At 45.5% G+C, this 23,501-nt stretch carries 21 protein-coding genes; 18 read left to right on the top strand and 3 right to left on the bottom strand.

The window, feature by feature from the left end; translation table 11 throughout:
- Positions 1 to 150: 150 nt before the first annotated feature.
- On the top strand, positions 151 to 273 hold the full coding sequence (locus tag INF30_RS14685) for a hypothetical protein (RefSeq protein WP_264176937.1): 123 nt from the start codon (positions 151 to 153) through the stop codon (positions 271 to 273).
- Positions 274 to 322: 49 nt separating this feature from the next.
- On the top strand, positions 323 to 1,174 hold the full coding sequence (locus INF30_RS14065) for an aldo/keto reductase (RefSeq protein WP_226395663.1): 852 nt from the start codon (positions 323 to 325) through the stop codon (positions 1,172 to 1,174).
- A 138-nt stretch (positions 1,175 to 1,312) separates the two neighbouring features.
- Here INF30_RS14065 and INF30_RS14055 read toward each other — a convergent pair whose 3' ends face one another.
- Positions 1,313 to 2,185: a LysR family transcriptional regulator gene (locus tag INF30_RS14055; RefSeq protein WP_076778175.1), complete on the bottom strand. Its 873-nt coding sequence runs from the start codon at positions 2,183 to 2,185 to the stop codon at positions 1,313 to 1,315.
- Positions 2,186 to 2,268: 83 nt separating this feature from the next.
- Here INF30_RS14055 and INF30_RS14050 point away from each other — a divergent pair, with 83 nt between their 5' ends.
- The 6 genes from INF30_RS14050 to INF30_RS14025 all read left to right on the top strand — a co-directional run bounded on the left by INF30_RS14050 (position 2,269) and on the right by INF30_RS14025 (position 9,013).
- Positions 2,269 to 3,135, top strand: a complete 867-nt coding sequence (locus tag INF30_RS14050) for an aldo/keto reductase (protein ID WP_226395662.1) — start codon at positions 2,269 to 2,271, stop codon at positions 3,133 to 3,135.
- Between the two features lie 238 nt (positions 3,136 to 3,373).
- Positions 3,374 to 3,616 carry an RpnC/YadD family protein gene (locus tag INF30_RS14045; protein ID WP_226395661.1) on the top strand — a complete coding sequence of 81 codons (243 nt, stop codon included), beginning with the start codon at positions 3,374 to 3,376 and terminating at the stop codon, positions 3,614 to 3,616.
- A gap of 40 nt (positions 3,617 to 3,656) precedes the next feature.
- Positions 3,657 to 4,583: a LysR family transcriptional regulator gene (locus INF30_RS14040; protein ID WP_226395660.1), complete on the top strand. Its 927-nt coding sequence runs from the start codon at positions 3,657 to 3,659 to the stop codon at positions 4,581 to 4,583.
- Between the two features lie 112 nt (positions 4,584 to 4,695).
- Positions 4,696 to 6,003 carry an O-acetylhomoserine aminocarboxypropyltransferase/cysteine synthase family protein gene (locus tag INF30_RS14035; RefSeq protein WP_226395659.1) on the top strand — a complete coding sequence of 436 codons (1,308 nt, stop codon included), beginning with the start codon at positions 4,696 to 4,698 and terminating at the stop codon, positions 6,001 to 6,003.
- Positions 6,000 to 7,832: a bifunctional homocysteine S-methyltransferase/methylenetetrahydrofolate reductase gene (locus INF30_RS14030; RefSeq protein ID WP_226395658.1), complete on the top strand. Its 1,833-nt coding sequence runs from the start codon at positions 6,000 to 6,002 to the stop codon at positions 7,830 to 7,832. The genes INF30_RS14035 and INF30_RS14030 overlap by 4 nt, the downstream gene beginning before the upstream one ends.
- A 110-nt stretch (positions 7,833 to 7,942) precedes the next feature.
- The gene (locus INF30_RS14025) at positions 7,943 to 9,013 is read left to right on the top strand and encodes an FAD:protein FMN transferase (RefSeq protein ID WP_226395657.1); all 1,071 of its coding nucleotides are present in this window, start codon (positions 7,943 to 7,945) and stop codon (positions 9,011 to 9,013) included.
- A gap of 41 nt (positions 9,014 to 9,054) precedes the next feature.
- Here INF30_RS14025 and INF30_RS14020 read toward each other — a convergent pair whose 3' ends face one another.
- Together INF30_RS14020 and INF30_RS14015 are read right to left on the bottom strand one after the other, a co-directional pair.
- On the bottom strand, positions 9,055 to 9,585 hold the full coding sequence (locus INF30_RS14020) for a flavodoxin domain-containing protein (RefSeq protein ID WP_226395656.1): 531 nt from the start codon (positions 9,583 to 9,585) through the stop codon (positions 9,055 to 9,057).
- Positions 9,582 to 10,076, bottom strand: coding sequence for a MarR family winged helix-turn-helix transcriptional regulator (locus tag INF30_RS14015; RefSeq protein ID WP_226395655.1), 495 nt, complete (start codon positions 10,074 to 10,076; stop codon positions 9,582 to 9,584). The genes INF30_RS14020 and INF30_RS14015 overlap by 4 nt, the downstream gene beginning before the upstream one ends.
- A gap of 159 nt (positions 10,077 to 10,235) precedes the next feature.
- Here INF30_RS14015 and INF30_RS14010 point away from each other — a divergent pair, with 159 nt between their 5' ends.
- From INF30_RS14010 to INF30_RS13965, 10 genes are all read left to right on the top strand, one after another.
- Complete coding sequence (locus tag INF30_RS14010; protein ID WP_226395654.1) at positions 10,236 to 10,607, top strand: GntR family transcriptional regulator; 372 nt, start codon at positions 10,236 to 10,238, stop codon at positions 10,605 to 10,607.
- Between the two features lie 3 nt (positions 10,608 to 10,610).
- Positions 10,611 to 11,462, top strand: coding sequence for an ABC transporter ATP-binding protein (locus INF30_RS14005; RefSeq protein WP_076778157.1), 852 nt, complete (start codon positions 10,611 to 10,613; stop codon positions 11,460 to 11,462).
- The gene (locus INF30_RS14000) at positions 11,459 to 12,127 is read left to right on the top strand and encodes an ABC-2 transporter permease (protein WP_226395653.1); all 669 of its coding nucleotides are present in this window, start codon (positions 11,459 to 11,461) and stop codon (positions 12,125 to 12,127) included. The genes INF30_RS14005 and INF30_RS14000 overlap by 4 nt, the downstream gene beginning before the upstream one ends.
- 13 nt (positions 12,128 to 12,140) lie before the next feature.
- A complete protein-coding gene (locus INF30_RS13995; protein WP_226395652.1) occupies positions 12,141 to 13,811 on the top strand; it encodes a MutS-related protein in 1,671 nt (556 codons plus the stop codon).
- A gap of 667 nt (positions 13,812 to 14,478) precedes the next feature.
- Positions 14,479 to 18,201, top strand: a complete 3,723-nt coding sequence (locus INF30_RS13990; RefSeq protein ID WP_226395651.1) for a hypothetical protein — start codon at positions 14,479 to 14,481, stop codon at positions 18,199 to 18,201.
- Complete coding sequence (locus tag INF30_RS13985) at positions 18,188 to 18,667, top strand: protein kinase domain-containing protein (RefSeq protein WP_226395650.1); 480 nt, start codon at positions 18,188 to 18,190, stop codon at positions 18,665 to 18,667. Before INF30_RS13990 ends, INF30_RS13985 begins: the two co-directional genes overlap by 14 nt.
- A complete protein-coding gene (locus INF30_RS13980; RefSeq protein ID WP_226395649.1) occupies positions 18,654 to 19,430 on the top strand; it encodes a hypothetical protein in 777 nt (258 codons plus the stop codon). Before INF30_RS13985 ends, INF30_RS13980 begins: the two co-directional genes overlap by 14 nt.
- Positions 19,431 to 19,512: 82 nt before the next feature.
- Positions 19,513 to 21,699, top strand: a complete 2,187-nt coding sequence (locus tag INF30_RS13975) for an AAA family ATPase (RefSeq protein WP_226395648.1) — start codon at positions 19,513 to 19,515, stop codon at positions 21,697 to 21,699.
- Positions 21,696 to 22,727, top strand: a complete 1,032-nt coding sequence (gene mcrC, locus INF30_RS13970; protein WP_226395647.1) for a 5-methylcytosine-specific restriction endonuclease system specificity protein McrC — start codon at positions 21,696 to 21,698, stop codon at positions 22,725 to 22,727. Before INF30_RS13975 ends, mcrC begins: the two co-directional genes overlap by 4 nt.
- A gap of 35 nt (positions 22,728 to 22,762) precedes the next feature.
- On the top strand, positions 22,763 to 23,224 hold the full coding sequence (locus INF30_RS13965; RefSeq protein WP_226395646.1) for a hypothetical protein: 462 nt from the start codon (positions 22,763 to 22,765) through the stop codon (positions 23,222 to 23,224).
- Positions 23,225 to 23,501 lie beyond the last annotated feature (277 nt).

The raw sequence follows: 23,501 nt of genomic DNA, 5'->3' as shown, positions 1-23,501 counted from the left end.
AAAAAGAAATATACCTGATTTTTTAAAGTAATTTCACAACATTATTATTCCAGATCTCTTTTGAAAAATGCAGGTTTTAAGCTGAGATCTGCATTTCTTCTGGAATAATAATACTTCTGGGATAATGCGCCCATCATCAATGAGCTGCCGGTGACTCTGGAGTGCACGCTGGTGAATGTGACGGACGGGTCAAAATTCCTGGGAAAGATCGTCAATGTCAGCATTGACGAGAAGGTGGGAAATGCCTTCAAGGACGGAGCTGCTCTGAAATAGAAGCGGGACAACAGGAAAAAAGAAATATTATTTTAAGGAGGAAAAGACTATGGAATTCGTAACATTAAACAATGGAGTAAAAATGCCGCAGGAAGGTTTTGGTGTGTTCCAGGTGCCGGATCCGGCACAGTGTGAGCAGGCAGTGCTGGACGCCATTGCCAGCGGTTACAGACTGATCGATACAGCGGCAGCCTACATGAATGAGAAAGCAGTGGGAGAGGCCATTAAGAAATGCGGCGTTCCAAGAGAGGAACTTTTCATCACCACAAAGCTGTGGGTACAGGACGCCAGCTACGAGGGAGCAAAGAAAGCCATCCAGACATCCCTTGACAATCTGGGACTTGACTACCTGGATCTGTATCTGATCCATCAGCCTATGGGCGATTACATCGGAGCATACCGCGCCATGGAGGAGGCTTACAGGGAAGGAAAACTGAAAGCCATCGGTGTGTGCAACTTCTATCCGGCCCGCCTGGCAGATCTGTGCGAGACAGTGGACGTGATGCCGGCTGTGAACCAGGTAGAGCTGCATCCTTTCTTCCAGCAGGAAGATGCCCTGGCAGTTATGAAAGAGTACGGCGTGAAACCGGAGGCATGGGGTCCATTTGCTGAGGGAAATCACGGCATCTTCACCCATCCGGTACTGACTAAGATCGGTGATAAATACGGAAAGAGCGCAGCACAGGTGGCTCTGAGATGGAACATCCAGAGAGGTGTGACCGTGATCCCCAAATCCGTACACAAAGACCGCATGGAGCAGAACATCAATGTCTGGGATTTTGAGCTCAGTGCAGAGGATATGGCAGAGATAGCAAAACTGGATCTGGGACACAGCGAGATCGTTAACCACGATGATCCGGCGTTTACAAAGATGCTTCATGGGCTGAAGGTACACGAGTAGGGCAGAATGATGAAGATATTTTATTTTACAGGAACAGGAAACAGTCTGTATGTGGCGCAGCAGCTCGGTGGAGAGCTGCTGTCCATTCCGTAGATGATGAAAATGAAAGGATAGAGATACTGTCAGCTTTAGAGGTCATTAAAGCCTCCTTGAGCGGGAGCCGGAAGTGCTCTGGAAATACTCGAAAACCGGACGGAACCTGGCTTTCTCCTCCTTCAGACAGGCGCAGTAGTAAGTGACGCTGGCCTCCTCGTCCAGAACAGGGATCACCATGCGGTCTGTTACAGGGCCGGAGCGCTCCATCACATAGTCTGTGGTAAAGGCGGGGAAGGCTGAATTGGCTACCAGTTCGCCCAGGACATCCATATCCTGCTGCAGAAGAAAGCGGGCGGAGGGCATTTCCCGTCGGCAGAGTTCATCCCAGAAGCCAATCTGGGAGTAGAGAAGGAATGTCTGACCGTCCAGGTCCTTCAGGTACAGCCCGTCGGCATCCGCCAGAGGATGGACGGGAGGCAGGGTGACAAAGAGCTTCTCATCCGCGACAGGAACCGAATAAAAGGTTTCCTCATCCGGCTTTTTGTGTAGGATGGCAAGCTGGTAACGGCCCTCCTTCAGATAGTCTGGAAGACGGGGATCACCGGTCAGCTCTGTGGAGATGGTCATACCCTCGAAGAGCCGGGAGAGGAGAGACACAAAGTCGGGGATCAGCACAGGCGCGCAGGATCCCACGGAGATGGTCCGCTTTTTGCGGTCCGCTTCCCGGATCTGCTGGATCATGGCGTTTTCCTGGAGAAGCAGGTTCCGGGCATACCGGACAGCCAGCTCCCCCATGTCGTTGAGAGTCAGACGGCTCCTCTGGCGCTCGAAGAGCGTAACCCCCAGCTCTTCTTCCAGTCGTTGCATGGAGCGGCTCAGAGCAGGCTGGGAAATATGGAGCTTTTCCGCGGCTCCTGACAGGGTGCCGCAGTCGGCAAAGGCAACCAGTTGTTCTAACAGATGGATTTCGATCATGGGTTTCTCCTTTAAAATGCATGTGTAAAGCTGACTTTATTTTACAGGAAACTGAAATTTAAAACAAGGGAAAGGCGGATAAGATGGAAACGATAGCACTGAGAAACGGGGTGGAGATGCCCCTTCTTGGATACGGGGTACTGCAGATGAAGGAACCCCGGCAATGTGAGAAGTGTGTACAGGCGGCGCTGGAGAGCGGGTACCGCATGTTCGACACGGCCGCCTCCTACGGAAACGAGGAGCCGGTGGGAAGGGCTCTTAAGAAATATATGGACGAGGGAAAGGTCCGGCGGGAGGAGCTCTTTGTCATCACAAAGCTCTGGATCGATGATGCCAGGGAAGACTCCGCCGGAAAAGCCTTTGAGACCTCCCTAGCGAAGCTGGGGCTGGATTACATTGATCTCTATCTTGTCCATCAGCCATACGGCGATTACTACGGTGCCTGGCGTGCCATGGAAAAGCTGTATGAGGAGGGCCGGATCCGGGCTCTTGGCGTCAGCAATTTCAGCCCGGAGCGGCTGGTGGATCTGTGCATGAACAGTCACATTCCGCCTATGGTCGACCAGGTGGAACTGCACCCCTTCTACCACCAGGAGCAGGCACTGCACATAATGAGGGAGCTGGGCGTGCAGCCCCAGGCCTGGGCGCCTCTGTGTGAAGGCCTGCGGAATATCTTCTCCAACAAAGTGCTGGAAAAGATCGGGAAGAAATACGGCAGGAGCGTCGCACAGACCGCCTTGAGGTGGAATATAGACCGGCAGGTCAGCGTGGTGACAAGGAGCAGTATCCCGGAACATATGCGGGAGGACTTTGACATCTGGGACTTCAGCCTTTCAGACGGGGACAGGAAACTCATCAGCGGGCTGGACCTGGGGTACAGCGAGATCCTGGACTACGGGAACCCCTGTATTGCCAGGATGTTCCTTTCAAAAAAAGGACATTCAAGATAAAGATCAAATATATAAGAGGAGAGTGTCTCACCGGCAGGACGGCTGCGGCGTGGGACGCTCTTTTTTATTCTGTGGGAAAGCCTTGCCAGGTTCTTTGGCATATGTTATCCTTTTTGTACAAAAGCCGGCAGGCAGATATCTGAAATTCTATTATTTTCCGCTCGATTTTCTGAGCAGCTTTTCATTTACAGAGCCGTGAAGGAGGACGGGCTGGGAACAGATGGAGGTGGAAAAGAAGATGTGCGATGCATTGAAAGAACTGTTTGCAGAAGAACTGAAGGAGGCGGATCACCAGGGCATGGAGCGAGGTCGCAGCGAAGGGATGGAACGCGGCCGGTCTGAGGGGATAGAGCGCGGCCGGGCCGAGGGCCTTAAGCTGGCAAAAACGATTTTCAGACTTTCCGCCCAGGGCGTGCCGGCGGAGGAGATAGCACAGCAGTGCGGCCTTTCCGCTGACCAGGTGAGGGAAGTGCTGGAGTAAGGGATAGAAAAAGCAGGAGAAAACAGAAGGAGCAGAAAGGATGACACTGACCCAGTTAAATTACATTATCACCATAGCAGAGACAAAATCCATGAACAAGGCAGCGGAGCAGCTCTATATATCACAGCCCTCCCTTACCAACGCGGTCCGGGAGCTGGAAAAGGAGCTTGGGATCACCCTCTTTCACCGCAGCGGACGGGGCGTGACGCTGACCGGGGACGGGGCGGAGTTTCTCCTCTATGCCAGGCAGCTTTATGGCCAGTACGAGACGGTCATGGAAAAGTACGGGAAGAACGGTTCCCAGAGAAAAAAATTCGGCGTCTCCACTCAGCATTACTCTTTTGCTGTGAAGGCTTTTGTGGACATGGCCAGGGAATTTGACATGTCCAAATACGAATTCGCCATCCGGGAGACAAGGACAGCCGAGGTGATCCAGGATGTGAGCACCATGAAAAGTGAGATCGGCGTTCTGTACTTAAGTGAGTTCAACAGGAAGAGCCTGGAAAAAATGCTGCGGTCCGCGGGCCTTGTGTTCCATCTTCTCATCTGCTGTCAGGCCTATGTGTATCTGTGGAAAGATCATCCTCTGGCAGGGCAGTCTTCCATCCGGTTTGAGGAGCTGGAGGAGTATCCCTGCCTGGCCTTTGAGCAGGGAGACAACAGTTCCTTCTATCTGGCAGAGGAGATCCTGGCCACCAACGAATATCCCCGGATCATCCGGGCAAACGACAGGGCCACCATGCTGAATCTGATGGTGGGGCTGAAGGGCTATACCCTCTGCTCCGGCATCATCTGTGAGGAGCTGAACGGAAATGAATTTGTGGCGGTGCCGTTCCAGGATGACGAGGAGAACCGGAACAGCGTCATGGAGATCGGCTATGTGGTCAGAAAGAATACGATCCTCAGCAGGATGGGAGAGCTGTATATCCATGCACTGAAAAAATATCTGAAGAGCGAGCCATCATAAATCGGTTATAGTTTTAAACTATAACCGGTTATTTTTTTTGTGTATTAGCCAGAACAGGCCGGGCGTGGTAGGATAGACCCATCATCAGAAAACACAGCAGGAGGATAAGACAATGAGAGAAGAAAACTGGAGCTTTGAGACAAAACAGGTCCATGTGGGCCAGGAGCAGCCGGATCCCGCCACAGGAGCCAGGGCCGTGCCCATCTATGCATCCACGGCGTTTGTGTTTCAGGACTGTGCCCACGCGGCGGACCGGTTCAGTCTGAAAGAGGCAGGCAATATATACGGACGGCTGACCAACCCCACGGAGGACGTGTTTGAAAAGAGGATCGCAGCACTGGAGGGAGGGACCGCGGCCCTTGCCACGTCTTCCGGGGCGGCGGCCATTGCCTACACATTCCAGGCGCTGGCCAGGGCCGGGGAGCACATTGTCTCCTCCCGGACCATCTACGGGGGAACCTACAACCTTCTGGCCAATACCCTCCCTCTGACAAGCGGGATTACGGCCACTTTTGTGGATCCGGAGGAGGAAGGCGCGTTTGAGGCGGCCATCCAGGAGAATACAAAAGCCATCTTTGCAGAGACACTGGGCAACCCCAATTCCAATCTGGCGGACATAGAGGAACTGGCAAAGATTGCCCACAGACACGGGATCCCTCTGGTGATCGACTCCACATTTGCTACCCCTTATCTGGTGCGGCCTGTGGAGTACGGAGCGGACATTGTGGTTCACTCTGCCACCAAATTCCTGGGCGGCCACGGGACAGCGCTGGGGGGCGTCATTGTGGACGGGGGCCGGTTTGACTGGAAAGCCTCCGGAAAATATCCCTGGATCTCAGAGCCCAACCCCAGCTATCACGGTGTGGATTTTTCCCAGGCAGCGCCGGACAGTGCCTTTACCACCTACATCCGGGCTGTCCTTCTGCGGGACACAGGAGCCACCCTGTCCCCCTTCCACGCCTTTCTTCTTCTCCAGGGGCTGGAGACCCTTTCCCTGCGGGTGGAGAGACATGTGGAAAACGCGCTGAAGATCGTGAAATACCTGGTGGAACATCCCCAGGTGGAGGCTGTGCACCATCCTTCTCTTGACAGCGAGCCCACATATGCATTATATAAGAAGTATCTGCAGAAGGGAGGCGGCTCCATCTTTACCTTTGAGATCAAGGGGGATGAACGGGATGCGCAGACATTTATCGATAATCTGCCCATCTTCTCCCTTCTGGCAAATGTGGCGGATGTGAAATCCCTTGTCATCCATCCGGCCACTACCACCCACAGCCAGTGCACGGAAGAAGAGCTGCGGCAGCAGGGGATCCGTCCCAATACGATTCGTCTGTCCATCGGGATCGAGACAGCGGAGGATCTGATCGCGGCTCTGGAGTGCGGTTTTCAGGCAGTCAGAAATGGAGAGAAAGCATGAGAAAGGATACAGATTTCAAGAAACTTTTCACGTCCAGCCGTCTTGTCACAGACGGAGCCATGGGCACTTACTACAAAGAGAAATACGGCGGCGGGAGCCGTCTGCCGGAGCTGGACAACCTGTCGGCGCCGGACAAGGTGAAGGAGGTCCACAGAGAGTACATACGGGCAGGGGCGGACATTCTGCGCACCAACAGTTTTGCCTCCAACACGGAGACGCTGGCCCAGGTATACGGGGATTTATCCAGGCAGGAACTGCTGGGAAAAGTCCGGGAAAATGTCCAGGCGGCCTGCCGGATCGCCCGGGATGCGGCCGTAGAGGAAGCGGCGGGGCGCAGCATTTACATTGCAGGGGATATAGGCCCCATACCGGAGCACGGAAACGGAGACGATGAGGCCCGGGAGCAGGAGATCACAGAAGAGTACAGGACCATTGTCAGCGCCCACCTGGATGCAGGGGTAAAGCTGATCTGGTTTGAGACATTTTCAGATTTCAGAAGGATCCTGCCGGTGGCGGAGTGGATCAAGTCGGTCAGCGGGGACACCTTTATCATGTCCAGCTTTTCCGTCAATATGTACGGGTACACAAACGCCGGGATCAGTGCGGCTGACCTTGTGGTTACGGCAAAAGAGCGGGAGGTCATCGATGGCATCGGGTTCAACTGCGGCGTGGGCCCGGCCCATCTGGCGAAAATCCTGCGCAGACAGGATTTCGGGGAGCTGATCGTGTTCGCCGCGCCCAATGCCGGCTATGCGGATAGAGTACAGAACCGGAATGTGTACCGGGACAATATTGAGTACTTCGGGGAGGCCATGGAGGAGATTGCAGGCCTCGGGGTGAACGTCATCGGCGGCTGCTGCGGCACCAGTCCTGCCTACATCCGCCATCTTGCCGGGATGCCGGGGGGAAGGAAGATCCCGGAGCGCCCTGCGGACCGGCCGGAGAAAAGGGCAGACCAGGATATCAGCTACAACAACAAAAGGCTGTACTCGGGGGAGAAGGTGGTGATCGCGGAGCTGGATCCACCCCACGATGGAAATGACGGGAAGATGATGGAGGCGGCCTCGGTTCTCAAAGAAGCAGGGGTGGAGCTGATCACTTTCTCAGACTCGCCCATGGGCCGCATGCGTGCAGACTCCGCCATGTCAGCCGTGAAGGTGGCGGGCCGTCTCCAGGTGGAGACCATGCCCCACATCGCCTGCCGGGACAAAAACGTCATCGGCATGGGAGCCCAGATACTGGGAGCCTACATGAACGGTATCCGCAATTTTCTTCTGGTCACAGGGGATCCGGTGCCCTCCGGCGAGAGAGATGTGGTCACCTCTGTCTACGATTTTCACTCGGTCAGTCTGATGCAGTATCTGGCCAGGATGAACCGGGAGCATTTTGCGGGAGATCCGGTGGCCTACGGCGGTGCACTCAACTACGGCAGAAAGAATATAGATGCGGAGATCCGCCGGATGGAGAAAAAATGCCAGGCCGGGGCCGCTTTCTTCCTGACCCAGCCCATCTACTCCGACGAGGATATAGAGAGGATCCGGTATATCAAGTCCAGGATAGACACAAAGATCATCTGTGGCATCATGCCTCTTGTAAGTTATCGGAACGCTTTGTTTATGAAAAATGAGATCACAGGGATACATGTGCCCGATGAGATCCTTGCCCGGTACGACAAGGACATGAGCCGGGAGGAAGCCCAGCAGGTGGGCGTTGACGTCGCGGCAGAGATTGCAGAGAAGCTTAAAGATGTCACGGACGGCTACTATTTTATGGTGCCTTTCAACCGGGCTTCCATGATCGCAGAAATTTTAAAAAAGATAAGGAACTGATCTTGCAGGAAGGAAAAAAGTTTTATCAGCAGAACAAACTGGTACTTCATTCATGGGACATTTTCCTGTATACTGGAAAAGAACGAAAAAACAAAGACAGGAGAATGGAAATGAAATATAAACACAGACTGACTGCTCTGACAGCCCTGGCCTGCGCGTCCGCCCTTACAGCCTGCTCCGGGCAGAGCGGTTCGCAGGCAGGAACATCGGCAGGGGATCCGGTTCAGAGGGAGTTCTTTGCCATGGATACCTACATGACACTGACAGCCTACGGCGACGAAGCGGAGGCAGCGCTTGAGAAAGCCCAGACTGAGGTGGAAAAGCTGGAAAGCGAATGGTCAGTGACAAACGAAAGCAGCGAGATCTATCAGATGAACCACAGCCAGGGAAGCCCGGTGACCTTAAGCGACGACACGGCGGATATTGTAAGCTTTGCCCTGGAGATGGCGAAAGAGACGGAAGGGGACCTGGATCCCACCATCTATCCGGTCCTTGCCGCCTGGGGATTTACCACAGACGAGAACCGGATCCCCTCCCAGGAAGAGCTGGACGGGCTTCTTGCCAACGTGGGCTATGAAAGGGTGGAGCTGGACGGCAATACGGTCCGGCTGTCGGAGGGCATGGAGTTTGATCTGGGAGCCGTGGGAAAAGGCTATGCCGGAGACCGTCTGGCAGAGCTTCTGAAAGAGGAGGGCGTCACCTCCGCTCTGCTTGACCTTGGCGGCAATATCCAGGCCATCGGCGAGAGACCCGGGGGCGGCGACTGGCGCCTGGGCATCCGTAGCCCCTTTGACGGAGGCGAGGGAGTCCTCGGCATGCTGCTGGCCTCCGACTGCGCGGTGGTGACGTCCGGTAATTACGAGCGGTATTTTGTAGGCGAGGACGGAAAGGAGTACGGCCATATCATCGACCCGGATACAGGTTATCCGGTGGACAACGGCCTGGCTTCCGTCACCATCATTGCCGATGAAGGAAAGAAAGGAGACGCTCTCTCCACATCCATGTTTGTGAAGGGGCTGGATGAGGCCACAGAATACTGGCAGGAGCACCAGGATTTTGAGATGATCCTTGTCACCCAGGACGGGCAGATCTATCTCACAGAAGGTGTGGAGGATCAGTTTACACTAAGCACTGATTTCGGAAATATGGACATACATGTCATAAAAGGGGATGAGCAGTAGCCCATCCTCTTTTCCTTTGTCTTGAAGCGGGTCCGCCCGCTTTAGTTTGTCTCCAGATACCGGTACACCGGTTCCAGATATTTTTCATCGATCCAGCTGCAGGAGCGGCCGGAGGCCTCCAGAAGGGCCTTCTCCCAGGGCTCGCATGCATCGGGATCTTTTTTTGCCACGGATTTCTGGAGCATCCGACACAGTGTCCTGTCTGTGAAGCTCATGGCGGACTCATCCCAGGCGCCCCGCCCGTAGAAGAGGACGGTATCCGGAGGCAGTCCTTTCAGATTGCGTTCCTGGATCTGCCGGACAGACTTTTCGTCCCAGGGCGAAGCCCCCACGGCAAAGAGGACGACTTTTTTATCTTTCAGCACCCTGCTGTTCTTCCGCAGCCAGGAGACGCCGGATAAGCCTCCGGCATAGATGCCGCCGCACAGGATGATCCGGCGGGCCTGCCCTGCCACGTCCAGGGGCGTCTCTTTTACATTGTAAGCCGTGCAGCCCAGGCTCTCAGAAAGCATCCGGGCGTACTCCTTTGCAGCCCCGTACCTGGAACTGTAAAGTACAACAGAATGGTTCATATTTTTTCCTCCTCTCGCTGCGGCTGTTCCAGCCGTTCTATCCCCGTGTACAGTTTCATAAGAAGCCAGAAAAGCTGCTCCATCTCCTGGTCGGAATACACGGAAAAAAGGTCTGTCAGTTTCTGGGTGTGAAGCTGCGCCGCCTGCTGAAAATACTGTGCCAGTGTTTCCGTGGGGCGGATGACACAGGCCCGGCCGTCCCGGGGATTTTTTAAAATCGTGACCAGGCCTTTCTTTTCCAGGGAGGCGGCCAGCTTTCTGATATTCTGGCGGGAACATCCAAGAAGCTCCCCAAGCTGGGTAAAAGTCATGTCTTTCCCGGATTGTTTCAGCATGGTAAGCAGCATGAACTGCCTCAGCGTGACATGGCTGTCCGCCTTGTCAAAGCAGGTCTGGAGCCTGTTGCCGGCTATGAAGATGGTGCTGAACACAGCCCGGGTCTGCCCGTCTCTTGTGTGGTGGAATCTTTCAATCAGATCTGCTATCTGCATCTTTCATCAGCTCCTTTTGACAGATAAATGAGTAACTAGTTACCTATATAGTATAATGAAACAGAACAAGAGTCAACTAAAAAGATGATGTATAACACAATATAACAGTTGACAACAGTGATACACTGTTATATACTGTTTGCAAGAAGGAGGATGAATATGCAGATCATCATCAATCATTCATCCATGATCCCGATTTACGAGCAGATCATCGAGCAGGTCAAGGCTCTGATCCTGAAAGGAGAACTGAAAGAAAACGACGCCCTTCCTTCTGTGCGCGCGCTTTCAAAGGAGCTGAAGATCAGCGCTCTGACTGTAAAAAAAGCATATGACAACCTGGAGCAGGAGGGCTTCACAGTGACTGTGCACGGAAAAGGTACCTACATTGCAGCGTCCAACACAGAGCTGATGAAGGAAGAGAAGCGAAAGGAAGTGGAAGCCGATCTTGAACTGGCCATTCAGAAAGGCAGAAGATATGGGATGCAGGATGAAGAAATAAAAGAATTATTTTCACTCATTTTGGAGGAATAGGCTATGTTAAAACTGGAAAATGTAAGGAAAAATTATGACCGGTTCACCCTGGACTGCTCCCTGGAGGTGCAGCCTGGATGTATCACCGGGCTTGTGGGACAGAACGGAGCCGGCAAAAGCACCACCTTCAAGGCAGTGCTGGGGCTGATCCGCGCTGACGGCGGGCGGATCACGCTGATGGGAAAAGACGCTTCCGCCCTGTCACCTGCGGACAGGGAGAAGATCGGCGTGGTGCTCTCTGACTCCGGTGTCAGCGAATACTTAAGCATCAAGGACGTGTCCGCCATGCTGCAGGGGTTCTATCACTCTTTTGACAGAAGATATTTTCTGGATCAGTGCAGGAAGTACCAGCTCCCTGTCGACAAAAGGATCAAGGAGTTCTCCACCGGCATGAAGGCCAGGTTAAAGCTGCTCATTGCCATCAGCCACGGGGCGGATTTCCTGCTCCTTGATGAGCCTACGGCAGGGCTGGATGTGCTGGCGCGTGACAGTCTCCTGGATATCCTGCGGGAATATATGGAGCAGGACGAGAGCCGGGCTATTCTGATCAGCTCTCACATCTCCACGGACCTGGAGGGGATCTGTGACGATCTCTACATGATCCACCAGGGGCGTATCATTCTCCACGAGGAGACAGATGTGCTGCTTGGAAGCTACGGTCTTCTGAAGCTGGATGCACAGGAGTACGAATCCATAGACAAACAGTATTTCCTAAGGGTGAAAAAGGAACCTTACGGCTACAGCGCCCTGACAGACCAGAAACAGTTCTATATGGAAAATTACCCGAAGGCTGTCATAGAAAACAGCGGTATCGATGAAATGATGACAATGATGATAAGAGGTGAGAGAGTATGAAAGGGTTGTTGATCAAGGATTTCAGTCTGCTTAAAAATCAGAAGAATTTTTTCATATTAGTTTTTGTCATGGCAGGGTTTCTTACGATAGCCAACGGGGCGGAATCCTCCCCTGCCACCTTTGTGCTCCCCTATGTGGGATTTGTCAGCTCCTTTTTTGTCCTGAGTACCATCAGCTATGACGAGTACGACAACGGAAACGCGTTTCTCTTTACTCTTCCATTTGAGCGGAAAGTCTATGTGGTAGAAAAATATGTGTTCGGAATCCTTACCGGTGTGGCGGGAATGCTGATCATCCTGGCCTTTGTCCTTGTATATATGAACATGAATGCCAGGTATGCTGAGGCGGAGGAGACCCTGCTGGTGGCCGGGGTAAGCGCAGGGCTTCTGTTTTTCTTCCTGTCCGTCATGATCCCCTTCCAGCTTAAGTTTGGGCCGGAGAAAGGCAGGATTGCCATGATCATTGTCTTCCTTGGTATCTTCGCGGCGGTCTATGGGCTGGCAAAAGTGGTGAATGTCGGAAACATGGATCTGAGCGGACTTATACAGACAGCGGACGCTATGGGTCCGGCTGGGGTGGCCCTGGTCTTTCTGGCTGTATCCCTGCTTGTACTTGCCGCATCCATGACTATCAGCATACGGATCATGGAGAAGAAAGAATTCTAGAGGGGGAAGAGTGATGGAAGGCTTTGCTGTGGTGGCAGGAATTGTCATTGTCACAGTCCTGGTCTCGTCTTACAATCACCGGGCCAGAAGAAAATGGCGGCAGGAGAAAATGCTGGCCTCCTTTGGGAAGAAGCCGGAGGAGGCAGACATATCATTTGAACAGATCCGGATCCTGTGGGAGAAGACAAAAGAGGAGAACGGGCTGGATGATATTACGTGGAATGATCTGGATATGGACACTGTCTTCGGGCGGATCAATACCTGTGTTTCCTGGGCCGGGGAGCAGTATCTCTACAAAAGTATGAGGGATATGGATGCAGACCCCGAGAGACTGGCATCGCTGGAGGAGAAGATCACCTGGTTCGGACATCACGAAAAAGAGCGGCAGGAGATGCAGCTTTGTCTGTCTGAACTGGGAAAAAGAGAGGACAGCTACTATGTCCCGGATTTTGTCACGGAGCCGGAAGCGTTTGAGCTGGAACATGCCTGGCTCTACCGTGGACTGCAGGTACTACTTCTTGCCAGTCTTCTGTGGGGCATTGCAGGCGGTCTTCTCTTTATGGATGCACGGATGTTTTCTCCCTTTATTATCCTGTTTCTGGTCAACATGTGCGTGTATGCCTTGAAGAGAAGCCGGTATGAGATCAATCTGGCCATCATAGCCGCAGTGCAGAGTCTTGTATCGCTTGCAGGAAAATTTGCAGAAAATGAAAAGATCTGCCAGGGAAAGTCCCGGGAATCCTTCAAGGAGACGGAGAAGACAGCCGCAAAGCTGAACAGGGTGCTCAAGGTTCTCAGGAAAAGGCAGCAGAGCCAGTACAGCACAGACGTGACAGAGCTTATCAGTGTGTATGTAAAAGGTGCTTTTCTCGTAGATTTTGTTCATTATAACAGGGCGCTGAAAGAGATAAAGAGCCACAGGAAGGAGGTTCTTCAGATCCTGTTTCTCGTGGGGGAGCTGGATATGGCTGTGTGTGCGGCCTCCTTCCGACAGAGCCTGCCCCTTTGGTGTATACCTGAGTTTGCGGAAGAAAAGGAGATTGTGCTGAAGGCTCTGTACAACCCGCTGATTGACGAGCCGGTGTACAACGATCTGGAGCTTCGGAAAGGATGCATCATTACCGGATCCAATGCTTCCGGAAAGTCTACTTTTATAAAGGCAGCGGCCATCAGCGCGGCGTTGGCTGCCTCCATTCACACCTGCGCCGCCGCGTCAGCCAGGCTCTGTCCGGTGGACGTGTACACGTCCATTGCCATACGGGACGATCTTTTGGCAGGAGAAAGCTATTTTATCAAAGAAATCCGCTCCATGGAAAGAATCATCCGGCAGGTGGACACAGGCCGTCCGGTGCTTGCTGTCATAGACGAAATTCTGCGAGGCACCAATACCAGAGAGCGGATCGCGGCATCCACCGCTGTCCTCAGATATCTAAGAGAAAAGGGCTGCCTGGTGATTGCCGCAACCCACGACCTGGAGATTGCGGAAAATCTGGTCAGACAGACGGAGGACTATGAAGGCTTTTATTTCTGTGAGGAGACCTACGAGAAGGGGCTGACCTTTGACTATAAGATCCACCCGGGGATCTGCCGCCAGACCAATGCGGTCCGGCTGTTGGAAGTCTTCGGATTTCCCGAGCAGATCATCCGGGACGCCAGGAAGAGTCTGGGCACAGAGCGAGGGTAGCAAAAGTGTGGAAGAGTCTGCATGACAGGAGGTGTGCAGTATGGATTTTACGATTTTAGTAGTGGTAGGGCTTGTGATCTGCGTTAGGGAGAGAAGACTCAGAAAGCGCAGATAAAACTTGATGAAAGCAGCTATACTGGCGGTCGGTCTGGGAGATTGACCGCCTTTTGTATATCCGGAAGTCGGTGATGTGCTGGGGAAAGAGGGGAGTTTGAAGCGGAATGGGTTGTGATAATTTCTTCTTGTGTGAAGAAAATAGCACTTACCTCTTGGCTCGTTTGGGGTGGTTTTGTCCTGTGGTGTCAGAGCCCGTAAAGCCTTATTTTACAAGGTTTTTGCGGGTTCTTACTTTTTGTCTGGGAGCGTCAAAAATCGTCATTTTTTGCGGAAATGGTGTAGTAAATGGTGTAGTAAAATAGACATGGGGATGAAGAACGGGCTGGAAATAAGAGATAGCGAAAAGTAGAGGGATTTGATAAAATTAAGATAAAAGTGAATTCTGTATTTAAGAGAGAATTATAACTTCTGGTTTGTATAAAGTAAAATAGCAAAAGAAAAAATTTTTAGTAAAAAAGATATAGAGACGATTTGATTCAGTGCAGCATAATATTTGCCTTATGAATGCTACACAGGTGATTAAAATAGTTAGAAATATGAGGAGGTAGCTATGACTTTTATTGAAGAAAAAGCAGGTGAACTTGTATTAAGTGCCGCTATAGATAAAATTACAGATTATAAAGATAAAAAGCAGTGGGAGAAACTGTTCATTGATACAAGCGAATTTTTATTAAAAAGAGTAGAGTCCGGAGACAGAATAATTGATGAAATTGCAGAATTATTATCCGAAGAAGAAATGAAACAAGTTGCAACAAAGATGTCTGCGGAGAGTAAATATGCTCTTAAAGACAAACTTTATGAAGAATTAACACTTATAATGTTGAAGTATGAAATTCCTGCAAATGAAGCAGAGTATTATATATCCAATTTTATTAATATTATTTTCCACGAATTAGAAAAAATTAATCCTAACGCATTTCAGTGTGCTTTTTTAGGAGAATGGAAAAAGGAGGAAGAACAAAATCTTTTAGAAATTAAGAGCCAACTATTAACACTTAGTACAGCAATTACGAATATCCAGGATAATAAAGTTTCTGTATATTCTATTGATCAAGTTGAAGTGGATTTGTATAGACAAACGGAAAATCCCAGTTTGAATCTTGATTTTTTTGAAATTGATGACGAAGTGTTTAAAGAACAATTTGATGACTGTTTGGACAATGAATGTATATATATTAGCGGACAAAGCAAGGAAGAAACTATTCTTTGTGTACTTAATGAACTTAGGAGAATACGGCCTAAAAATATAACGTTAGTAGTAAAAAGCGTTGAAGATTGGGAAAAATTAAAAGTAGCAAATGAAAAAGATGTAGACTTAGGTGGGAAAATATTAATACCATGGTTTTATGCTGAACAGATTTATGCGATTCCTAATAATATAAATATTTTTGTGTTTGGAGCAGATGAGTATTGTGGTGGTAAAAATCCAATAAAGTTAAGAAAAAGGAAACGTAATACAATTAATCAGAAATTAATAGATGCAGGATTGAACTATGAAGAGGCTCATAAATTAGTTGAAGATACACATGGATTGTATGTTCCTTTAAAGAAAAAAATAATTCGAGGAATTGATAATGTGGTTCCCAATTGGGTAGAGGGAAATAAAAATATAATTATCCCGTTACTTTTATGTGGAAAATGGAGTGAAAGTGATGGAGATAAGATGATAATAGAAGAACTATGTGGTATTACTTATGACCAAGTAATGGATGAAATTATGCCATATATGAAAGGTGAAAATCCTTTGTTTATCAGATTTAAAGTACATGGTAATACATTTGTTCATTTGGCAAGTACAGAAAACGCATGGGATTACTTAGATGAATTTGTTAGTGTGGAAAGTAATCTATGGGATAAATATGTTGATATTATTCGTGCAATAATAACCGAAGAAAATCCAGTTTTTTCCTTTCCTGTTGAACAACAAGGCTATGCAAATATTTTACCTGGCGGAAAACCATTGTGGTCTTCAGTGCTAAAAGAAGGATTGCTTCGTAGCTTGATTATGAAAGCATATTATAAAAACGATTTTGAAAGTCAGTTGGCAGTTGATCAAATTATTGAGGCGGTTTTAAATGATATTTCCTCAATCAAACAGTGGTTATCAATTGCAGAATTATTTACTATATTATGTGAGGCTTCGCCGAAAGCAGTTACTAAAAGGTTAGATAAAGAGTGGAAAGAAGATACAGGACTTAAGGATGTGTTTTTAAAGGCAGAGGATAGAGGAGCATTTTCAAGAAATGACTATACACATTTTATTTGGGGAATAGAACAATTTTTATGCCAAAAGGAATATTCAGCGTGGTCAATTAGGTGGTTATTCAAAATGAATAGCTTTCGTGAAAAATACCCAATCAGCAACAGCCCATTGGAGACATTAAAAACAGTATTTTGTCCCTGGTATAATATTACAGTTCTTCCTCAAAAAGAAAAAATAGAATTAATAAAAGAGGCTTATGATAAAGGATATGATGTTTGGGAGCTATTATATTCAGAATTGCCAGGTCAGAATAATTCTATAATTGATGCAACAAGTAAACCTAAATATAGAATAATTGATGAGCCAGTTCAAGTAACAAATATAGATGTCACGTTTGCTTATAACGAATATTTAAAGTTATGTCTTAATCATATGGATTATGATATTTTAAAATGGCAAAAGATTATTGAAATATCAAATCATTTTAATGATGAAATTTTAGAACGTGTTTCTGAAAAATTGTTGTATGAAATTCAGTCAATGACTGATATGGAAATTACATGTATTAAAGAAAAATTTCGGAAAGAAATATATAGAAACAGATATTATTGCAGTTCAGAATGGGCAATGAAGGAGCCCTTAATTGGAAAATTAGAATATATAATGAACGAACTTCATGTGCAGAATGAAATATATGATTATAGATATTTATTTATAGGAACATACGAATTCCCATTACTGCATCCTTGTCCATATTCTGATGATGAAAAAAGGGAGGTTAATGAGAAGTTAATAAATGATGAAATATTGGAAGGTATTAGAAGATTTAAAGAACGAAATCTTGATATCGTGTCTTTGGTTAATATTTGCTCAGAGTTAGAGTACACAACTTTAGGGATATATTTGTTTAAAGTATATACGAATAATCAATTTGATATAGAGTTGTTTACTAATATTGTAACGCAAAAGTGTAATAAAAGAATTATAGTAGATTATGTTCGATGTGCTTATGCAAAGAATCTTAATAATCTCCGAATTGCAATAAATGTTGCGGAAAAAATAGGGGCGCCTGAGGATGTAGTCATAGATTTACTACTCCTTGAAGTTGTAGATTTGAAAAATAAACCGCTTATTGCTGATGAAAATGAAAAAGTCAAAGAGCAATACTGGAAAAGATTTCGAATAGGAGGATTTGTAAAAAGTACTGAAACCGTCCATTATATAATTGATCAATTAATGATATATTCCAATTTTATATGTATTCTGGAAATTCTTGATGAATGTAAAGAATTTTATAGTAGCGAAGAAATATTAATAATTTTAGAAAAGATGAAAGAACATGAAATTAGTGTTCCTACACAGTTATCGTCTTATCATTTAAAAAATTTATTTGCTGTACTACAAACAAGTTTTTTAAATACTAAGTATTGTGAAAGAGTAGCGTTATTAGAACTCCCATTTCGAGGATTGCTCGATATTTCAGATATGAAATGCTTTTTAAATTGTTTAGAGAATTCTCCAAGATTACTGCTCGATATCGTTGCTATTATCTTTAGGAACGATGATGGGAATACAGTTGGAGAGAATAACTTTGACCAAACACAAATTAGTAATGTTTTTTCGCTGTATTATAATTTGAAATTTTGTCCAGCTAGACAAGGAGCGTTTGTTGACAGGGAAAAATTAATGTGCTGGATACAAGATCTTAAAGAGGGTTTGGATAGAAATAATCAGAATAGATTATTTGGAATGATTCTTGGAAAAATGTTATCAGCATCTCCAGTGGGGCAAGATGGTTACTATCCTGCTGAAGCAATACGAGAGGCTATAGAAACGTTTGGAGATCAACATTTAGAAAATGAGTATGTGGCATCTATTTGTAATTCCAGAGGAGTTTATAGCCCTACGGGTGGAGATGAAGAACGCGCAATGGCAAAACGATATAAAGAGAATGCGGAGGCTATAAGAACAAAATCACCTAAGACAGCAAAAATTTTTGATCAGCTATGTGAGCGCTATTTATATGAGGCAGATTCAGAAAGAGAGAGCGAAGAATATGTTGGAATATAAAATGGCACCTTGTGATTTAGAAGATGCAAAAGAGATAGGTCATGGTGGAAACGGAAAGGTTGTATTAGTGCCAGATTCTCACTCTCCAGAAAAGGTTATTAAGTATTTTTGTGTTGATCCTAAATTAAGTAAAGAATTAAAAGAGAGAAGATATAAACGATTTTGTAGAGAAATAAAGGTTCAGGAATGCCTTGGAAAATCTATAAAAGGAATTCTTCCGATATATGCTTATTGTTGTCCAGAAGAATCTGTGGAAAAAATGCCGGCATGGTTCATGATGCCCAGAGCGAATAAATTCAATGTAACTATACACAAAAGCATTGTCCAAAAGCTTGAAGATATGCTTGAATTAGGCCGTATAATAAATGAGATTCATGCTTGTCATATGGCACATAGAGATATTAAACCAGAAAATATACTTATAATGAATAACCAGATTTATTTATCTGATTATGGTATGGATTGATGGAGAGGAGTCGCTGACTCATGCGGAAGAACGTCTAGGTCCAATTAAAATTATGCCACCTGAATTGGATGTACAAGAAGATGTTAGAAAGTGTGATTATACAAAATCAGATGTTTATCTTTTTGCTAAAGTTTTATGGATGTACTTGAAACGGGATAAATATGGTTTTAAGGGCCCATATGATAGAAGTTCGCATCAAATATATTTATTAAATGATGATTTTAAAGTTGTTACGTTGGAACCTTTACATATGTTGCTTCAAGAGGCGACCAAAGATAATTGGGAAAATAGACCTGATATTCTTACTTGTATGGATTATATACACGAGCAGATTATGATCTTGAAAGAAACAGTTTCTACGGATTTGCTTGAAAGGTATCAATTAAATGAGAAAATCGGTCATTTTGAAGCAAGTGTGTCCCCAAGTTATAAAGTTTATGATGAGGATGAAAAGATAATACTGTTTTTAAAAGAAATAATTCCTAGTGTTAAAATTGATTTTGATGATGGGATACATACACAGAGTATTAGACCAATAAAAATAAGAAAAATAGCCCCCAATTTTTATATTTTATCTCATTTGAAAATGGGTGATAAAATTGCCAGGATAGTACTACATATCAGTCAAATTAAGAAATATGTGGACAAGGTAATAATTATATCAGAAAAATTGACAGATGATGAAAAATCATTAATAGATGTCAACGATGTTGAACTGATTGATAGTAGAAGGATAGGAACAATACTTATAAATAGAATATAGGTGAACACTGAGGGTCTTAAAGACTAATGTGATTATCATAATTCTTAGATTTAGTAACAGTAAGTGATAGAGGAGGTACATAATGGCACAATTTGACTGGGTAGATTTTTATAAGGCTTTTGCTAAAGCCTTACTTCATTACAAAGGCAACCGTTCCGCTTTAATTCAAACCATTAAAAAGGTTTATGCAGAGATTGAGATTAATCTGCCTACACTGGAGCGAGATAATCAGATTGTAGACATAGATCCCTTTACCGCATTTGGTTTGTTTAATAAGAGCAAGTTAAAGGAATCAAACAGGGTAAAAATTATTACGGCGTTCGCAAGGGAACTTGCTGTTGATGCTGCAGTTCCTACCTCGTTTGATGCAGTCCCAGTTTTGAATAACCAGAACGCTACCTTCTATTACTGGATAGGAGACAGAGGTCCAGATGATGTTGATCATCTCTGGGATCTTTTTGAGAGTGCATTGGAATATGCGAAGACTCCATCAGATGATAAGAGACAGGTGGTTTCAAAATACTTTGATCTTGCTATTAATTTGAAGGGTAATGGAAATAGTAAAATCACTATGGGGTTATACTGGATTGCTCCAGATGTATTTCTAAATCTTGACAGTAGAAATACTTGGTATATCTATGAGTCTGGAAAGATCCCTTCTGATGTTGTCGATTCTCTCCCTCGGATTGAACAAAAGATCTCGGCAGATAAATATTTTGAAATTGCAGAAAAACTTCAAAGTTATTTACAGAGTGATCGAACAACTCTAAAGGATTTTAAGGAACTGTCATTTGAGGCATGGACGTATTCTGAACAGGTAAATCAGGAGGAAAGAGCAGCTAAAGTTCAAAGCCAACGTGATGACAAAGGAAGTGCACTTGCTGATGAAGATGTGGATACGGTTCATTACTGGATTTATTCTCCTGGTGACAGTGCATGTAAATGGGACGAGTTTTATAAGACTGGTATTATGGCAATTGGTTGGGGAGAGATTGGAGACCTGAAAGTATTTGCCAGTAAAGAAGATATGAAAAAGAAAATGAAGGAGACATATGATCCTTCACGTCATTATAAAAATGTGGCCCTTGCTACCTGGCAGTTTACAAATGAAATGAAACTAGGAGATGTCGTTTTTGCAAAAAAAGGTATGCACCAAATCATTGGCAGAGGTGTTGTGAAATCAGATTATATTTTTGATGACAGTGTGGAAGATGAATTCAAAAATATACGAAGGATCGATTGGACGGATAAAGGAGAATGGCCACATCCTGGTCAAGCTGTCATGAAAACATTGACAGATATTACGGCATATACGGATTATGTTGAGCAGCTGAATGCGCTATTTGAGACAGAGGATGATGGTGACGAGACGGAAGAAGATGATTCTAAATTTCCAATATATGCGAAAGAAGATTTCTTGTATGGAAAGGAAGACGGCAAGGATCGAGTCTTTATGAGTGAGGAGGATTATAATACACTGGTAGGGCTTGTTAAAAATAAGAAAAATGTAATTCTTCAGGGGGCTCCGGGAGTCGGAAAGACATTTGTTGCAAAGCGACTTGCATATTCTATGATGGGAAAGAAGAATCCGAATCGAGTGATGCTGATTCAGTTTCATCAGAGTTATTCTTATGAGGATTTTATAGAAGGATTTCGTCCGGTTTCGTCCGGAGGATTTGAGATCAAAAAGGGATCATTCTATAACTTTTGTAAAAAGGCTCAGTATGATCCGGAGCATGAGTATTTCTTTATTATTGATGAGATTAACCGTGGAAATTTGAGTAAGATTTTCGGAGAATTATTCATGCTCATTGAGAATGATAAGCGTGGAAATGAATTGCAGTTGCTTTACTCCGACGAGAAATTTTTTGTACCAAAGAATGTATATATCATTGGAATGATGAATACTGCAGATCGGAGTTTGGCAATGCTGGATTATGCTCTGCGCAGAAGGTTTGCGTTCTTTGATATGAAACCAGGATTTGATACAGAGGGATTCTTTGAGTATAGAAAGAAGTTGACCAATAAAAAGTTTGACAAACTCATTACTACAGTTGAAAACCTTAATAATGTGATTTCAACAGATGATTCCCTTGGGGAAGGATTTTGTATTGGACACAGCTATTTTTGTAATCTGGATCAAGTATCAGATAAGACGTTGTCTGATATTGTTGAGTACGAGCTGATTCCGATGCTAAAAGAATATTGGTTTGACGAACCGCTGAAAGTACAAGAATGGACAAATAATCTCAGGAGTGCTGTGAAGTGATACCTATACGGAATATTTATTATATGCTTTCTTATGCCTTTCAGGTGCTTAATGAACAGGGATATAGGAAGATTGCTACAGAACAATTTCATAATATGGCTGATCTGTGTGCGGCGATTTTGATAAAAGGGATTTCATCACAGTTGAAACGAGGGCTTGGACAAGAATATGTTTCAAAGACAGAAACTTTATCAGCATTAAGAGGAAAAATTGATGTGTCAGAATCAATTAAAATGATGACGATGCTCAGAAATCAGATGGTTTGTATCTATGATGAGTTTTCTGTGAATTCAAGGATGAATCAGATAATCAAAGCTACTGTAAAACTGTTGATGCATGCGAATATCTCCAAAGAAAGAAAAAAAGAATTAAAGAAACAGATGCTTTTTTTCAGTGAAGTCACGGAGATAGATCTAAATACCATTGACTGGAATATTCGATATAACAGAAACAATCAGACATACAGAATGCTGATATCTATTTGTTATCTGGTAGTAAAAGGATTGTTGCAGACAAAGAGTGATGGAACTGTCTGCCTTATGGATTTCTTGGATGAGCAGAGGATGTGTCGTTTATATGAGAAATTCATATTGGAATACTATCGAAAGGAATATCCTGAAATTAGGGCAAATGCTTCGCAGATCTCCTGGCAGTTGGACACTGATATGAGTGATATGCTGCCGGTTATGCAGACGGATATTATGTTAAGTCGAGGTGACAGTATTCTGATAATTGATGCGAAGTACTATTCGAATATAATGCAGACGCAGTTTGATACATATAGCATTCATTCCGGGAATTTGTATCAGATGTTTACATATGTGAAAAACAAGGAAATAGAACTTGCTGATAAGCCCCATGTTGTTTCAGGCATGTTATTATATGCAAAGACAGATGAGACACTACTTCCAAATCAAATCTATCAGATGAGTGGAAACGAGATCAGTGTGAAAACGTTAGATCTTGACTGTGACTTTGAAAAGATTGCGGAACAATTGGATGAAATAGTGGATGAATATTTTGGATAGAGAATATCTGTCAGCATTCGTTTTGGAGAAAAAATATGATAGATACAAGTAAATCAAAATCTGATGAACAACAAAAAGCTGAAATTATCATAGGGAATCGCGTTGAAAAAGAACTTTCCTGTCCCTTGAAAAGGAATGAGAAAGTTGTTCTTAGTGAGGAAATACATATTGTACCGGATTTATATTCAGAACAGGATAGAATTGTGGGGGAAATATTTGCTCATATCGGTTCTATTAAGGTTGGCCAGAAACACAAGATATCGCAGGATATTTTGAAAATGCTATTACTGGAAAAGATAAAAGGCGTTAAATACAGGAAAATGATTATTATTGTTGATGAAAAAATAGAAGAATATCTCAAAGGGAAATCATTTATGGCTGAGAGTATCAGACAATTTGGCATAGAAATAAAGAAAGTTGATCTTCCAGATGAAACATATGAAAATATAATGCATGCACAGAAACGGCAAGTGATGGTTAATGAAGCTGACTGTTGAAAATAAACGGGTAAAGTATTATCTCCTTGGCTCATTAGGAGTGGTTTTTCCCTGTGGCGTCAGAGCCCGTAAAGCCTTATTTTACAAGGTTTTTGCGGGTTCTTACTTTTTGTCTGGGAGCGTCAAAAATCGTCATTTTGAAAGAAAATGGTGAATATTCTTGTGCGGGAGTACCGCTGTTCCGGAGGAACGGATACCGCCAATCCGGCGGCAGGAAACCGCTGTTCCGGAACAGGGATACCGCACTTACTTAATTGTTTGTTACCTGCGAGTTTAC

This window comes from Claveliimonas monacensis (assembly GCF_014982975.1).
Classification (GTDB): Bacteria; Bacillota; Clostridia; order Lachnospirales; family Lachnospiraceae; genus Claveliimonas; species Claveliimonas monacensis.
Note: the sequence above shows the minus strand (reverse complement) of the source record. Positions and strands in the feature narration are given on the sequence as shown.